Annotated in this window: 11 protein-coding genes; 7 read left to right on the forward strand and 4 right to left on the reverse strand. The window is 68.6% G+C overall.

The features are described 5' to 3' along the window. Positions 1–4 precede the first annotated feature (4 nt). Complete coding sequence (locus tag DB31_RS31010) at positions 5–808, reverse strand: ABC transporter permease (RefSeq protein ID WP_044194215.1); 804 nt, start codon at positions 806–808, stop codon at positions 5–7. Beyond that, entirely contained in the window at positions 805–1,812 is a 1,008-nt protein-coding gene (locus DB31_RS31015; protein WP_044194217.1) for an ABC transporter ATP-binding protein, read from the reverse strand. The genes DB31_RS31010 and DB31_RS31015 overlap by 4 nt, the downstream gene beginning before the upstream one ends. A 62-nt stretch (positions 1,813–1,874) precedes the next feature. On the opposite strand from DB31_RS31015, the gene DB31_RS31020 reads away from it, so the two are divergent. From DB31_RS31020 to DB31_RS31045, 7 genes are all read left to right on the forward strand, one after another. Then, positions 1,875–3,041 carry a small ribosomal subunit Rsm22 family protein gene (locus tag DB31_RS31020; RefSeq protein WP_044194220.1) on the forward strand — a complete coding sequence of 389 codons (1,167 nt, stop codon included), beginning with the start codon at positions 1,875–1,877 and terminating at the stop codon, positions 3,039–3,041. Between the two features lie 255 nt (positions 3,042–3,296). Continuing rightward, positions 3,297–4,490, forward strand: coding sequence for a threonine--tRNA ligase (thrS, locus tag DB31_RS31025; RefSeq protein WP_052420382.1), 1,194 nt, complete (start codon positions 3,297–3,299; stop codon positions 4,488–4,490). A gap of 75 nt (positions 4,491–4,565) precedes the next feature. Beyond that, complete coding sequence (pip, locus tag DB31_RS31030) at positions 4,566–5,516, forward strand: prolyl aminopeptidase (protein ID WP_044194222.1); 951 nt, start codon at positions 4,566–4,568, stop codon at positions 5,514–5,516. Between the two features lie 186 nt (positions 5,517–5,702). Continuing rightward, positions 5,703–6,014 carry a hypothetical protein gene (locus tag DB31_RS49760; RefSeq protein ID WP_169787119.1) on the forward strand — a complete coding sequence of 104 codons (312 nt, stop codon included), beginning with the start codon at positions 5,703–5,705 and terminating at the stop codon, positions 6,012–6,014. Positions 6,015–6,127: 113 nt separating this feature from the next. Continuing rightward, positions 6,128–7,207 carry a TOMM precursor leader peptide-binding protein gene (locus DB31_RS31035; protein ID WP_044194225.1) on the forward strand — a complete coding sequence of 360 codons (1,080 nt, stop codon included), beginning with the start codon at positions 6,128–6,130 and terminating at the stop codon, positions 7,205–7,207. A gap of 21 nt (positions 7,208–7,228) precedes the next feature. Next, entirely contained in the window at positions 7,229–8,608 is a 1,380-nt protein-coding gene (locus DB31_RS31040; protein WP_044194227.1) for a YcaO-like family protein, read from the forward strand. 8 nt (positions 8,609–8,616) lie between these two features. Continuing rightward, the gene (locus DB31_RS31045) at positions 8,617–9,459 is read left to right on the forward strand and encodes a SagB family peptide dehydrogenase (RefSeq protein WP_052420383.1); all 843 of its coding nucleotides are present in this window, start codon (positions 8,617–8,619) and stop codon (positions 9,457–9,459) included. A 17-nt stretch (positions 9,460–9,476) separates the two neighbouring features. Here DB31_RS31045 and DB31_RS45350 read toward each other — a convergent pair whose 3' ends face one another. Next, the gene (locus DB31_RS45350; RefSeq protein WP_052420384.1) at positions 9,477–11,885 is read right to left on the reverse strand and encodes a PQQ-dependent sugar dehydrogenase; all 2,409 of its coding nucleotides are present in this window, start codon (positions 11,883–11,885) and stop codon (positions 9,477–9,479) included. Positions 11,886–12,053: 168 nt separating this feature from the next. Next, a complete protein-coding gene (locus DB31_RS48190) occupies positions 12,054–15,713 on the reverse strand; it encodes an OmpA family protein (protein WP_157232258.1) in 3,660 nt (1,219 codons plus the stop codon). Positions 15,714–15,784 lie beyond the last annotated feature (71 nt).

The raw sequence follows: 15,784 nt of genomic DNA on the forward strand, positions 1-15,784 counted from the left end.
CCCGCTACCCTCCGTAGGCCGCGAACCGCCGCAGCCCCCGCCGCCACAAGGTGACAGCCAACATCCCCAGCAGCAGCACCCAGATCCACTGTCGCCCGACGAGCAGCAGCGTCTCCTGCCATGTGCGGTCGCCCGTCATCACCTCCACCGGCAGGCCAATCTGGTAGCGGAAGGGCAGCCAGTCCACCACCGTGCGCATCCAGCCCGGCAGGACATCCACCGGGAACATGTACCCGGAGAGGACGAAGAACAGCACCAGCCACACATCCATCACGTGATTGCTGCTCTCCATGAACAGGGACATCGTCCCGATGCACACGTTGGCCAGGAAGGTGATGAGCCAGCCGCCCAGCAGCGCCACCAGCAACAGCGGCCAGCCCCACCACTCCCGGGGCACCGCCTGCTCTCCCACCACGAGCACCGAGAACACCGCCACCGGCACCGCCACCATGATGCGCATGGGCACCGCGCCCAGGTTCTCCGCCGCGTAGCCCCACAGCGGTGACATGGGCCGCAGCAGCCGCATGGCCAGCGTGCCCTGCCGCACCTCGAAGTTGATCTGCCAGGCCGCCCAGGCCCCCGTGAGCTGGCGCACCACGAAGGTGCCCAGGAAGTAGCTCACGAAGCCTTCCTGGGTGTACGGCCCCACGGGCGCCTCGCGCGCCACCGCCGTCCACAGCGCCATCATGATGAAGGGCATGGTGGTGGACAGCACCCAGATGAGCAGCTCGGCCCGGTAGGCCAGCGCCTCGGCGAACCCCACACGCAGCAGCGTCGGGAACGCGCGCAGCGTGTTTCGCAGGCTCACGGGCTGGCCTCCCCAGAGGCGACCGCCCTGCGGGCCTTGTTCTCGGCGAACAGCTCGCTCATGACTTCCTCGAGCGGCGCGTTCTCCACCGTCAGGTCCGTCACCGGCAGGCTCGACAGCGCGCGGCTGATGGTGGCGCTCACCGCCTCCGGAGGTACCTGCAGCACCACCGAGCCCGGCTCGTGTGACACCACGCGGCCCAGCGAAGCGAGGCTGGCGGCCTCCACCGGCTTCTCCAACCGGAACACCACCCGCTTCTCCGGCCGCACCCGCTGCACCAGCGCGTCCAGCCCGCCGTCGTACGTCAGCAGCCCCTTGTCGATGACGATGATGCGCGGGCACAGCGCCGCCACGTCATCCATGTAGTGGCTCGTGAGGATGAGCGTGGCCCCGTACCGCTCCGTATACGCCTTGATGAAGGAGCGCATCGTCACCTGCATCGACACATCCAGGCCGATGGTGGGCTCGTCCAGGAAGAGCACCTTGGGCCGGTGGATGAGCGCCGCCGCCAGCTCGCACTTCATCCGCTCGCCGAGGGAGAGCTGCCGCGAGGGCGTCTGGATGAGATCCCCCAGCTCCAGCAGCGCCACCAGCTCGTCCAGCGTCTGCTTGAACTGCTCCCGGGGTACGTCATAGATGGCGCGGTTGAGCTCGAACGTCTCCGCCGGAGGCAGGTCCCACAGCAGCTGCTGCTTCTGCCCCATGACGAGCATGATCTTCTTGAGGTACGCGTCCTCGCGGTGGCGCGGCACGTGGCCGTCCACTGTCACCTCTCCCTCGGAGGGGTGCAGCAGCCCGGAGAGCACCTTGAGCGTCGTGGTCTTCCCCGCGCCGTTGGGCCCCAGGAAGCCCACCCGCTCGCCGGGGCGAATCTCGAACGAGATGCCATCCACCGCCTTGACTGCGGTGTAGTCCCGGTGGAAGAGCGACCGGAAGGCGGCCTTGAGGCCGGGCGGGCGCTTGTGGACTTTGTAGTGCTTGCGCAGACCTCGGACGGAAATCATGTGGGACCAGGGTTTAACGCGGTTGCCCTCCGGTGGCGACCCTTCGTTGGGAGTGAGTGTCGATGGCCGACGCCTATAGCAAGGACCTCGAGCGGTGGATTCCGCGACTCATCGCCGTCTGGAGGAAGGCTCGCCGCAAGGGCGATGGCCCTGAGACGCGACTGACGCCCCAGGAGGTGAAAGAGGTGGGAGCGGGCGTGAAGCAGCTCTCGCTCGGCCTCACCCGGGAGCGGCAGCTCGCCGGCGCCAAATACATGGACGACCCGAAGCTCCTGGGCGCCTACCTCCTCTTCTACTGGCCGGTGTCCTATGCCCAGGCGCGTCAGGCGCTCGGGGAGCTGCCGAACCGTCCCCGGCACGTGCTGGACCTGGGAAGTGGTCCAGGCCCGCTGGCCTTCGCCGCGCTGGATGCTGGAGCCCAGGAGGTGACCGCGGCCGACCGGAGCAAGCCCGCGCTGACGCTCGCCCGGGAACTTGCCACGGAGGCTGGCGAGGCGCTGGCCACCCGCGAGTGGGATCCAACGCGCAAGGCCCCTCTTCCCGAGGGCCAGTTCGATCTCATCACCATGGGCCACGTCCTCAATGAGCTGTACGGAACGGGGGACGGGGCCATCGGCCCTCGGGCCGCGCTGCTGGAGCAGGTGCTGGCGCAAGTGAAGAAGGGCGGGAGCCTGCTGGTGCTGGAACCAGCCTTGAAGGAGACCTCGCGCGCCCTGCTCAAGGTGCGGGATGTGCTGGTGGGCAAGGGCTACGCGGTACGGGCGCCGTGCATGTTCCGAGGCAACTGTCCGGCGCTCATCAAGGAGAGCGACTGGTGCCACGCGGAGCGCTCGTGGCCCATGCCTCACGTGGTGGAGGAGCTGGCGCGGGCCGCGGGGCTGCACAAGGAGTCCCTGAAGATGAGCTATCTGATGCTCGCGCCCAAGGGCGAGCCCTGGCCGGAGCTGCCTCAAGGCCGGCTCTTCCGCATCGTCTCCGAGCCGCTCGAGGGTAAGGGGCGCCAGCGCTACATCGGCTGTGGCCCCGAGGGCCGCGTGGGCCTGGCGATGCAGGAGAAGCACCGCACGGAGAAGAACGAGCGCTTCTTCAAGCTCTACCGTGGTGATGTCATCTCCGTGACTGAGACAGAGCCGAAGGGCGATGGGCTCGCGCTGGATGGCCGCTCCGAGCTGAAGATGGTCGCGCACGCGGGCAGGGGCATACCGCCTCCTTCCACCGAGAACCCATAACCTCCCCTACCCTGTAGGGCGATGGGTCAGATTGACAGGATGCTCACGTCCCTGCATCTTGTCCGCCATGAAGTTCGTCCAGCTCACCACCACCACGACCACCACCACCCGCACTGGCGGGCCGGCGGTCGTGCGCACGTGAGCTGAGCGCGCGGACACCGCAGCCCCGCCGGAACCACCGGACGGGGCGCACCGCACACTGCTTCAGCACCCCGCTCCGGTCCGGCTTTCCACCCACCGACACGGAGAACGCACATGCTGAGCGAACACGATCATCGATCCCTGGGCGACCGCCTGGACCTCTTCCACCTGCAGGAGGAGGCCCCGGGCATGGTCTTCTGGCACCCCCGAGGGTTCATCCTGTACCAGCTCCTCGAGGAGCGCGTCCGCCGCGAGCTGGCCGCGGGCGGCTACCGCGAGGTGAGAACGCCTCAGATTCTCGGCCAGCGCATCTGGGAGAGCAGCGGCCACTGGCAGAACTTCCGCGAGGGCATGTTCGTGCTGGACGACGGCGAGCGGCCTTTTGCCATCAAACCGGTGAGCTGCCCGGGCCACATCCAGATCTTCCAGCGCATGGCCGCGTCCTTCCGCGCCCTGCCCCTGCGGCTGGCGGAGTTCGGGCTGGTGCACCGCAACGAGTCCTCCGGCGCGTTGCAGGGGCTGTTCCGCCTGCGGCAGTTCACGCAGGACGACGGCCACATCTTCTGCATGGAGGAGCAGGTGGCCGACGAGGTGGCCGCGTTCTGCCGCTCGCTGCGCGTCTTCTACCGGGACTTTGGCTTCGAGGAAGTCCAGGTCGCCTTCAGCAGCCGCCCCGAGCAACGCGCGGGCAGCGATGAAGTCTGGGATCGCGCGGAGGCGGCGCTGCTGGAGGCCGCGGGGCGCGTCGGGCTCGACTGCCGGATGCAACCGGGCCAGGGGGCGTTCTACGGGCCGAAGCTGGAGTTCATCCTGAAGGACCGCTCGGGCCGCGAGTGGCAGTGCGGGACGATCCAGCTCGACTTCGTGCTGCCCGAGCGCTTCGACCTGCACTACGTGGACTCGGGCGGCGGGAAGCGGAGGCCGGCCATGCTGCACCGGGCGATCTTCGGCAGCGTGGAGCGCTTCCTGGGCATCCTGCTCGAGCACCACCAGGGCGCCCTGCCCGCGTGGCTCGCGCCGGAGCAGCTGCGCGTGCTGCCCGTGGGACCGGACTCGGAGGCCTACGCCTCGGCGGTCCGGAGGCGGCTGGAGGCGGCGGGGCTCCGGGTCAGCGAGGACGCGCGGGGCGAAACGCTGTCGCGGCGGATCCTGGACTCCCACCGTGACAGCGTGCCGTTCGTCGTTCTGGTGGGGGCTCGGGAGCAGGCGGCGCTCTCGGTCCAGCTGCGAGAGCGAAGTGGAGCACAGCGGCAGGTGCCGCTGGAGGCCGCGGTTGCTGAGCTCCGGGAGGCGTGCCGGACGCCATAAGCCTCATCCGGGGGGGCCTCTCAGGCCCCCTCTGTGCAGGCAAGCACGAGGGCTCTGCTAGTGTGGCCACCCGCCATGCCCTTGCGCTCTCTCTATCCCCCCATCGAGCCCTACAGCACCGGACGCCTCCGCGTCTCCGCGCTCCACGAGCTCTACTTCGAGGAGAGCGGCAATCCCCAGGGAAAGCCTGTCCTCTTCGTCCACGGCGGCCCCGGCGGCGGCACGGACGAGACGCAGCGGCGCTTCTTCGACCCTGCGGCTTACCGCATCGTGCTGTTCGATCAGCGCGGCTGCGGGAAGAGCACCCCGCACGCGAGCGTGGAGGAGAACACCACCTGGCACCTCGTGGAGGACATGGAGGCGCTGCGCCGCCACCTCGGCATCAAGCGGTGGATGGTCTTCGGGGGCTCGTGGGGCAGCACGCTCTCGCTGGCCTACGCGCAGAAGCACCCGGAGCACGTCTCGGAGCTGGTGCTGCGCGGCATCTTCCTGCTGCGCGTCCAGGAGATTCAGTGGTTCTACCAGCACGGGGCCCACCTGTTCTTCCCGGACGCCTGGGAGGACTTCCTGGCCCCCATCCCTCCCGAGGAGCGCGGAGATCTCGTCCAGGCCTACCACCGACGGCTCATGAGCAGCGATGCGCAAGTCCGCCAGACCGCAGCCAAGGCCTGGGCCATCTGGGAGGCCCGCACCAGCAACCTCAGGCCCAAGGCCGAAACCATCGCGCGCTACGGTGAGGACGAGTACTCGCTCGCCTTCTCGCGCATCGAGAGCCACTACTTCGTGAACCGGGGCTTCTTCCGCGGCGACAACCAGCTCCTCGAGGACGTGCCGCGCATCCGACATATCCCCGCCGTCATCGTCCAGGGGCGCTACGACATGCCCTGCCCCATCGAGAGCGCTTGGGCCCTGCACAAGGCCTGGCCCGAGGCCGAGCTGAAGATCATCCCGGACGCGGGCCACTCGGCCTATGAGCCCGGCACCACCTCCGCGCTCGTCGAGGCTACCGACATGTTCCGCCCGTAGCGCCAGCCTCAGACCCTCATGGGCGTTCAGCCGTACATGCGTGGGAACGAATGCCGCTGCTCACACTGACGCGGCAGCGGCTGATCCCGCGACACCCGACATCTGCACTCCCCGTCACCATCCTGCCACTGAACATCAGTGCCACGGCTCGGCGCCAGCCGCGCCGGGTGAACGAAGGGGGAAGTCATGAGACCACAGGACACCTATGAGCAACTCGTGCCAGATGGCATGACAGAGCTCGACTTGACGCTCGAGGCCCAGGAAGGCTCAGTCGGAGACGGGACCATCCATGCCAACAGCTGTGGCGGCTGTGGCGGCTGTGGCGGCTGTGGCGGTTGCGGGCACTGTCGCTGCGGCGGCTGCGGGCACTGCCGCTGCGGCGGTTGCGGTGGCTGCGGTAACTGCGGCAAATGCCACGGTCTCCGCGCCGATCAGACGGGCGAGGGAGACACCAAGCCCACCGGCTTCGCCCTGCTGGTGGCCCCTGCGAAGAGCTGAGCCTGGATAGAGGAAGCACACGGGGTGGGGCCTTGCTGCCTCCACCCCTGGCCTTCTCTCCACTCACTTCAGAAATGACCTTTCATCCCCCTCTTCAGAAATGGAGCTGCTCCATGACACCCGAGCAGAGCGCCCTGCACTTGCGCCTGGAGCCGTACCTGACCGTGGTATCGGACGGAGACACCCATGCCCACCTCATGGTGGGCGAGAAGGTCCTGCTGCGCTGCCGCGGCCGCCTCGTGCCCCTGCTCACCTCCCGGCTGCTGCCGAGCCTGGATGGCTCCCTCAGCGTGCAGGAGGTGTGTGAGCAACTCGACGAGGTGCTCCCCCGGAAGTCCACCCTCTCCCTGCTGGACCTGCTGCTGCGGCACCGGGTGGTGTACGAAACCTCAGCCGAGCGGCAGCTGCCGCCGCAGGCTGTCGAGGCTTTTGGCGGCCTGATCCACCTGCTCGGCCGCCTCTCCGCGGGCCCCTTCGAGCTGCTGCAATCTCTGCTGGCGTCGCGGGTGGCCGTGGTGGGGGACTCGCCGCTGGTGCGGGACATCGCTCAGGCCCTGGGGGGCTGCGCCATCGGTCAGGTGGAGCTGCTCTCGGATAGGGCCATCGCGGCCATCCCTGAGCAGCCCTTCGTGCGCGTGCGCGCCCACCCGCTCGAGGCGCTGGAGGAGGTGGTACCCGGCTGCGCCCTGGTGGTGGGTGTGCAGGATGGGGACTTCGCGGCGCTGCCCCTCCTTCGCAAGCTCAACCGGTACTGCGTCGCCGAGGGCGCAAGCTGGCTGCACGTGCGGCTCACGCTGGAGGGCAAGGCCTGGCTGGGCCCCCTGTACATGCAGGACGAGGCCTGCTTCGAATGCGTGAGGCTGCGGTTCAAGAACAACCTCGAGACCTGGCGCGAGAGCAGCCTGCACGAGCTGGGCGCCCAGCGTGGGGAGCTGCCCGTGCGGCGCCTCGGGCACCCGCCGCTCCAGGCCCAGGTGGGCACCATGGTCGCGACCCAGGTGCTGCGCATCCTCTCCCACGCCGGCCCGCCCCCCCTGGCCAGCCGAGTGCAGCTGGTGGACCTGCTCACCCTGGAGAGCCACCTGCACACCGTGCTCAAGCACCCGCTGTGCCCTGTTTGCAGCCGGGCGCAGCAAGGCCCATCGTTCCCATGGGAAGAAGAGGACCTGCAGCTCGACCGGCTGCTGGTGTGAGGTGGAAGGAGGTGGAAGGCCATGCAAGTTCCCCACGAAGGGCAGCTCCAACGGACCATCCAGTTGCGCCTCGAGGAGGAGCCGGCGCGATGGGTTCCCCTCGAGCGCCTGAAACACCTGGTCAGCCCCCTGCTGGGCATCTGCCAGAGCCTCACCCGGCTGCCGATCCGGCCCGGGGAGCCCCTGTTGCCGCAGTACGACGCGAAGTTGGCGCGGATGGGCCCGCGCGCCGCTCACCAGACGCGCGAGGGCTGCTGCGGCATCGGCTACACCGACGAGGTAGCGCAGGCCGCGGCGCTGGGCGAGGCGGCAGAGACCTGGAGCGCCGCCTGCGTGGACCTGGAGCGTGTGCGCCTCTCCACCTGGCGGGAGCTGAGCCGTGAGCACGCAGCGCTGGAGCCCGAACGCTTTGCCCTCTACTCCGAGCGGCAGTACCAGACGCCTGGATTCCCCTACGCCCCCTTCACCCGAGACACCCCCGTGGGCTGGGTCGAGGGCTGGTCGCTCGTGCGGCGCGCGCCGGTGTGGGTACCGGCCAGCCGCGTCTACTTGCCCTACGAACACCTGCCGGGCGAGCCCAACATCGGCTTCCAGTGCTCGACAGGCCTGGCGGCCGGAGGCTCTCTCGCACAGGCCATCCTCTCGGGGCTGTGCGAGGACTTCGAGCGGGATGCCTTCATCCTCTTCTGGCTGGACGAGCTGCCCGCGCGGCGCGTGCACTTGGAGGGCTCGAGCCTGTGGCGGCGCTTCGAGACCCACTTCGCCGTGCCCGGCTACGAGTACCGCATCTACGACGTGACCAACGACGTGGGCGTGCCCACGGCCCTCGTGCTGCTCATCTGCCCCTCGGCGCACGGCGAGTTGTACCTGGCCGGGGCCGCCTCGCGTCCCCGCTGGGACCAGGCCGTCGAGAAGGCGCTGCTGGAGGCCGTGCAAGGCCGGCCCTTCATCCTCTCTCTGCTGCAGGAGGATCCGGACTGGCAGCCCGGGCCGGACTTCTCGAACGTGGTGGACTTCGACGCCCACGGCCGGCTGTACACGTCCGTCCGGGAACTCACACCCGTGCTCCTGGGAATCGAGGATCGGGTGACGGCCCACGTGCCGCTCGCGTCGCTTCCGCGGCTGGGAGGCGATGACCTGCCTGGGGACATCGCGTGGCTCGTGGGGCGCCTGGCCGAGCGGGGCTACGAGGCGGTGGTGGTGGACCTGACCACGCCCGATGTGGCATCGCTGGGGCTGCGCGTCGTCAAGGTGCTCACCCCAGAGCTCCAGCCGCTGCACGGGGACCACCATCACCCGCACCTGGGTGGCGAGCGCATCCGCGAGGTGCCGGTGCGGCTGGGCGTGCGCAGTCCCCACGAGCCGCCCCGCATCAACCCCTACCCACACCCCTTCGCCTGAGGCGTGCCATGGACGACACCCTGGGAAGCATCCGCTGGAAGCTGCAGGAGCCGCCCTCGCCGGAGGAGGTGCCGCTCAGCCGGCTCTACCACGAGGGCTCCAAGTTCACGCAGGCGCGGCAGGAGGAGATCCAGTCACGCTACGAGCGGATGCAGGCCGAGCACCTGACCGACGACATGCTCGATGCCTACAAGTCCTACCCGGGGCTGCCGCAGGTGCCGCTGCCGCGCGCGCGGCTGGTCCCCCAGCGGGAACTTCAGGAGGTGGTGGCCCACCGCCGCTCGGTGCGCGCCTTCGACCCGGAGCGTCCGGTGACGCTGCAAGAGCTGGCCAACATGCTGCAGCTCACCTATGGCATCACGCAGCGGGTGGAGCTGAGCGATGGGCACGTGCAGTGCCTGCGCGCGATCCCCAGCGCTGGAGCGCTCTACCCGCTGGAGCTGTACCTGATGGCCCAGCGGGTGGAAGGGCTGCCCCCCGGCCTCTACCACTACCGGGTGGCCCACCACGCGCTCGAGGCGCTCGAGCAGGAAGACCAGACCGCGCACCTGCAGCACGCCGAGGCGCAGTGGGGCTTCGCCACGGGAGCGGCCTTCTACCTCATCATCAGCGCCGTGCTCGATCGCACCCTCACCAAGTACCTCGAGCGCGGCTACCGCTTCGTGCTGATGGAGGCGGGAATGGTGGGCTACAGCGCCACCCTGCTCGCCGAGTGCCAGGGGATTTGCTCGTGCATGATGGGGGGCTGGCTGGATGGGGAGCTCGAGCGTCGGCTGGGGCTGGACGGCTACCACGAGTCGGTGGTGCACTCGGTGTGCTTCGGCCGCCCTCCCCTCCCCCCAGGCGCCTGACGCCGCGCGAGCCGGGTTCAAGGCCTGGAAGAGGTTGCTGGCTGCAAGCTCTCCGCGGGAATGACCTGCTTGCGCTGGCTCGGGCTCGACCACAGCAGCCGCGCCGTGGCCGTGCCCTTGTTCTCGTAGTACTCCATCCGCAGGCTGTAGATGCGCCCCGCTTGGAGCGCGATGGTGCCGCTGTCCTCAGCAACCGTGTGAGTCGTCCAGTTGTCGATCAGCAACTTCCCGTCCACCCAGAGCCGGACGCCGTCATTGGTCACGGTGAAGAAGGTATAGGTCTCCGAGAACTTCGGCACGACGCTCCCACTCCACCTGACCGAGAACAGATCCGGGGCCAGGGAGGCGTCTGGAGGCACGATTCCCCACCGGAAGTCCACCGTGGGATCTACCCGCTGGAGGCGCGGCCGGGTGAGGTCTGGTGCCTCGAAGTACTCCGCGAGCAGCCCCGTTCCACTGGAGGAGGTCTCGCTACGGAACGACGCACGGTAGAGCGTGTCCGCAGCGGGCGTCCGCACGTCGTGCGTCTCCGCGCCACCATCTGACCAGTGATCGAAGACGTATCTCACTCCGTTCACCGTTTGGGGAGACACCACCCCGAGCGTTCGCATGACGCCCACCACCCCTGTCACTTCGCCCGGCGTGCCCTGCGGCTGTCCATCCAGCGTCAGCTGCAGCCCGGCCGGCTCGGTCGCGAACGCCAGCTTCACCTTGCGCGGGAGAATGTCCCGGAACACCTCGTGGGTGCTCCCCTGGGAGTCCTTCACCGTGAGGTGGATGCGGTACCACACATTCGAGGACGTCTCCCCCACCTCCGGCGGCATGAACGTGCCTCCTGTCTGTCCGCTGGTGGGAGGCATGAGGGGGTGCTGGTGCTCGTCGTGGTGGAAATCCACGCGCCAGGTGAAGGCGCTCGCCGGCAGCGTCCCGTCCTCGGCATCCGTGCCGCGCCCGCTGAAGGTGACGGCCTGTCCGGCGGTGAAGATTGCGCCTTCCGGCGGAGAGAGCACGGTGGCCACGGGCGGTGCGTCTTGCGACACGGTGAGCACTGCTTCGGCGCTCAGCACCGAGCCCGAGCTGTTGGACACGCGCACCCGGAAGCGCGCGCCAGAGTCTCCGAGCACTGCCCTCTCGAGGGCGAGGCTCGAGCTGGTCTTGCCTGGCAGATCTTTCCCGTCGCGCTGCCACTGGTAGCTCAGCGGCGGGGTTCCGGTGGCGCCCACCGTGAACGTGACGGGCTGGCCTACCGCCACGCGCTGGCTCGCCGGCGGGGTGGGAATGGTGGGAGGCTGTCCCGGCGCCACGAAGCGGATGCGATGGATGGCTCCTGCCCCCCGGTCCAGGTAGTAGAGGGCGCCGTCCGGGCCGACGTCCAGATCCACAGGCGCATCGGCCCCCTCGGTGAAGAGCTCGACCGTCCGAGTCTGAGGGTTGAACATGCGGATCCACCCCTCGCAGTAGTCCGCGAAGAAGTATTTCCCCACGTACTCCGCGGGGAACTGGGGCTGGGATGGGTTGTAGAAGGTGCCGCCAGCGATCGCGCAGCCGCGCACCTCCCCTGCGTTGTGCTGGTAGGCGTAGAGCGGCGCCGAGAAGCCCGTCTCGCTCGTGGGCCCTTCTGTGTCCGGCCACCCATAGTTCCTGCCAGCCTGGCCTTCGTTGAGCTCCTCCCACTTGCTCTGCCCCACATCGTTGATGAAGAGGCGCCCGGTTCCTGGCTGCACGGCAAAGCTGAAAGGGTTCCGCAGCCCGAGTGCCCAGATGGAGCGCCGGTTCCCCTCGGCTCGGGTGAAGAAGGGGTTGTCCGAGGGAATCCCTCCATTCTTGTCGAACCGCAGCACCTTGCCGTACAGGTTGGTCAGCGCCTGCGCGTTCGATGAGCGTGCGTTGTCTCCCACGCTCACGTAGAGCATGCCATCGGTGCCGAAGTGGACGGCACCGCCGTTGTGGTTGGTGGCGGAGCCCAGCGGCTCCAGGTCCAGCAGCACCCGCTCGCTGCCCTCCTCCGCGCGGTTCCCGTTCGCGGTGAAGCGGCTCAGGCGGTTGTGCTCACTGGGCGAGGTGGCCGTGTAATAGACGTAGACATAGGGCTCGTCAGGGAACTCCGGATCCAGCGCCACACCCAGGAGTCCGCGCTCGCCATCCGGATCGACGTTCAGCTTGAGGAAGGGCTCGGGAAGCAGCTTTCCGTCCTGGATGATCCGCAGGCGCCCCCCCTGCTCACAGACGAAGATGCGCCCATCGGGGGCGAAAGTCATGGAGACGGGATCCGCGAGCCCGACGACGAGCCGCGAGTCCTCGAAGCGAGGCGGGAGCATGACTTGCTGCTGACTCTGCAGGAAGGACCGAGAGGGCCGCTCCTCCGTGCATCCCCCAAGAGACAAGAAGAGGCAGACCTGGAGCAACAGAATGATGGTGGTGCGCATGGCCCCTCCTGAGGTTGGGAAGCCAAGCTGTGTCTGCTCCTTGAGGGTGTGTAGATGCCTTCTCGCCCCCCAAGAATGTCCGTGTCAGGGAATGGATGCCCTTCAAGGGCTGGGCGAGCACCCGAGGTGGCGCAGGACTGATCGCCCACCCCAGCACCCGCTCCTGGCTCACTTCGGTGTGCTCGTGTCCCCGGCATCGAGGATGACGAACTCGACGCGGCGGTTGTTCTCGCGGCCCGCGTCCGTCAAGGTGGTGTCCACCGGGCGCGTCTCGCCAAAGCCCTCGGAGATGAGGCGATTCGTATCGATGCCCGCCTCCTTCACGAGGTACTTGAGCACGTTGCCCGCGCGCCGCCGGGACAGGTCCATATTGAAGGCGTCGTCGGCCCTGTCGTCGGTGTGGCCCTCGATGCGAACCTTCTTGAGCTGTGGGTTGGCCTTGAGCACCAGGGCCACCTGCTGCAGCAGCGGAAACGAGCGCTCCAGCACCACGTCCTTATTGGTGGCGAAGTAGACCTTCTCCTTGATGACGAGCTTCTGGGGGGTCACCTGGACCTGGCTCTCGCCCTCGTCCGGGCAGCCGTCCGTGTCCTCCACGCCGTTGATGGTCTCCTTCTCGGTGGGGCACAGGTCGCCCGCATCGGCCACGCCATCGCTGTCGTTGTCGGGGTCGGGGCAGCCGTCTTCGTCCTGGAAGCCGTCCTTGTCCTCGGGCTCGGAGGGGCACGCGTCGCTGCCATCGGCCAGGCTATCGGAGTCCGAGTCCTTCGCGACGAGGCGGGGCGGCTGCTCCACGGTGTACGCGAAGCCGGAGAACACACGGAACACGGGCATGCCGTAGCCCAGCGTGAGCCCCTTGCCCACGCCCAACGTGGCCACGATGCCCTTGCTCACGCGCGTCTGAAGCCCCGCCTGCAGCTCGAGCGGCCGCTCCTCCTCATTGGCTCCGCCGGTGGCGCCCAGCCCCAGGGCGCCGCCCAGCGAGGCGAGACCGGTGAACGGGTGCTCCTTCACCTCGAAGGGGATGGCGGCGCCCACGCCATAGCTCAGCTCATGGCCCACCGAGAGGTTGGCCAGCTCCTGGCGGCTGCGCACGTTGAGGCCCACGTTGGCCAGCAGCCGGGGGCCACCCTTGAAGGCGTAGTCCACCGCGAGCCGCGGCTGCATCCCGAACCCCTTCTGGCCCTGCAGCTCCGAGGCGCCGCCCGTGGGCAACACCACCGGCACCGCGAGCCCCAGCCGAAGGGTGTCTCGCTCTAGAAGCAGCACCTTGGGGACGAGCCGGAGGTCTCCCAGGCCGCCCTTCCACGACTGCGCCAGGTTACCGGTGGGCAGCTCGTTGAACTCGCCGTGCTGGAGCTTGAGAGGGGCCACGAGGCCCAGCTCGAAGCGTTCGCCCAGGCCGATGGCGCCCATCAGGTCGAAGCCGAACTGGTTGCGCACCAGGTGCTGCAGCAGCGCGGAGTTGTCCGGGTTGATGACGACCAGCGGCTCGTGGGCGTAGTTGAGGTAGAGCCCGGCGCGCCAGTTCCTGTCGCCCTGCACTCCCGGACTGTGCAGGCCGAGCACGTCGGCCTTGCCCGGAGCGGGCCGGAACTGCTGGACGTCGATGGCGGCCGAGGTGCCCTGAGCCCATGAGGCGCCGGAGGCGGTCAGCGCCCCCACGGCTCCGAGCACCACCAGAGACCGGAGGCGCCGCGAGCGGACCACGGCACGCCCCGGGCGGCTCCGGCACGACAGGAACACCAGGGCTAGCACCATCCCCGCTCCGCCCATCAGACCGCTGTTGCCCGAGCTGCTGCAGCCATTGCCGACCACGCGGTGAGTCCCACCAATGGGCCCCTCCTGTGTGACGATCGTGTCGATGTCCGTGGCGGTGTTGTTCGCGAGGTTGGAGTTCTGCTGCTGCGGGCCCGACTCCGAGACCGTGGCGGTCACGTCCACCGTGCCCGTGGCGGAGGGGCTCACGTCCACGACGAAGGTGAAGGTGACGGTGCCTCCCACGGGGACGGTGACGTTCGTCGCGATGCCTCCCGTGCCACTGGCATCCTGGCAGGTGGCGCCCGCCTCGCCCGAGCACGTCCACGTGGCGCCGGTGGCGTTCACGGGCAGCTGGACGGAGACAAGCGCGTCCGTCACGGTGTCGAGGCCCATGTTGGTGACAGTCACCGTATAGGTGACGGTGGCTCCCGGCACGGTGGAGGTCTGCCCATCGGTGATGGCGATCGCCAAGTCGAGCGAGGCGCACGCCAGCCACGGCTGGCTCAGGTTGGGCACGGTGACGAGCTGGCCGTCGGCGCCATAGGTGGCGCCGTTGGAAGGGAACTCGGCCAGCGACAGCGAGGAGGTGGTTCCCGACAGTCCTCCGTTGACGAAGGTCAGCGGAGTGCCGCCGCTCACCGCGATGAAGCCGCCACCACCTCCGCCGCCCGGGCCCTCGGCCTCGGCGGTGGTGATGACCTGGGAGCCGCCCTGGCCACCGAGAGCCTGCACGGTGATGTCCGAGAGGCTGTTGCTGAGGATCACGACGGTGCCGCCACCGCCACCGCCGCCCGGCGCATCGTTGTGCGTGGCCAGGGTGTTCAGCGCGCTGTCGCCGTTGGCCTGGATTTCTCCGCTGCCCGCCACGGTGGGCGAGATGAGGTAGACGAGTCCGCCCCCGTTACCGCCCGGGCTCCCCGCGCTGTCGTTCGCGTCGCCCGCACCACCGCCACCCCCGAGAAAGAGCCGGGAGGAAACGTCGTTGTCGAGCGGCCGTCCGCCCAGGCCGCCGACTTCCGCGCGCAGGTCTCCACCCCACGAGGCGTTGGTGGGGCCCACTTTGAGCGCATCCTGGTTCAACGAGGCGGCGCTGTACCCGCCTCGGCCACCACCCGAAGAGTCCGTCAGCGCATTCCCATTGGCGATGTATCCCGGGTCGAGCCGCCACGCGGAGTCACCCACCACCGAGGCGCTCATCACCCCTTGTCCACTCCAAGGCCGGCCGTTGTTGCCGTTGGCACCTCCTCCTCCGGCCGCGTTGTGGCTGTTGCCACCGCCACCTCCGTTGGCTGGAGCTCCGCGGCCATAGCGTCCGCCCAGGGCGTCATAGACGGAGGTATCTCCGGCGATGCTCTCGCCCTTCTCAGCGCCGTCCTGGGCGTCACCCGAGCGATAGAGGGTGACCTGCGCCGGGATCGTCCGCGAGAAGTTCTCCACGGCGCCCCCTCGGAAGCCCTGGCCGCTCACGTTGATGCTGCCATTCAGGGTGGTGGTGCCGCTGACATCCACCACCACGACGCCGCCGCTCTGCCCATCCCAGGGCCGCGCCACGAGGAAGGCTCCGTTCTCGATGGTGACGTTGTTGTATTGAGGCACGCGCACCACCTGGGTCCGTCCCGATGGGGTGTAGCCGTGCCGCAGCCCGGCGCAGCCCAGGTGAATCGTGTTGCCCTCCACGCGCTGGACTACGGCGAACTCATGGAGGCCCGCGCCATTCAGGTGGGCGATTGCGCCGTACGCAGGACCCTCCGAGGTGTCGATGGAGGCGCCCTGCATCTGCATGATGAAGACGAGATCGCCACTGTCCAGCGGGCCCGACGTGGGGGATGTCAGCTGGGAGATGTCCGTCACCTGGACACGGGTGGCACCGGCGCTCGCGTCCGCTGCGAGGACGGCATATTGATTGACCACGGTGATGCCATCCGTGAGCGTGAGATCGCCGTCCGAACCTGGCAGGGCGAACTCCTGGTGGGCGGCATCGAACGTTGCAGGAGAGGTCTGGCCACAGGCGGTGACCAGCACACCTGCGGCAAGCAGCGCCCTCAGAGAGAACCTGGACATTTGCATGTAGTGGATGACTCCTGTGCGCGGGGGCGAACTTCGGGCGCGCGGAGTATCGTCACTGACTCGCGGCTACG

This window comes from Hyalangium minutum (assembly GCF_000737315.1).
In the GTDB taxonomy this organism is placed as follows: domain Bacteria; phylum Myxococcota; class Myxococcia; order Myxococcales; family Myxococcaceae; genus Hyalangium; species Hyalangium minutum.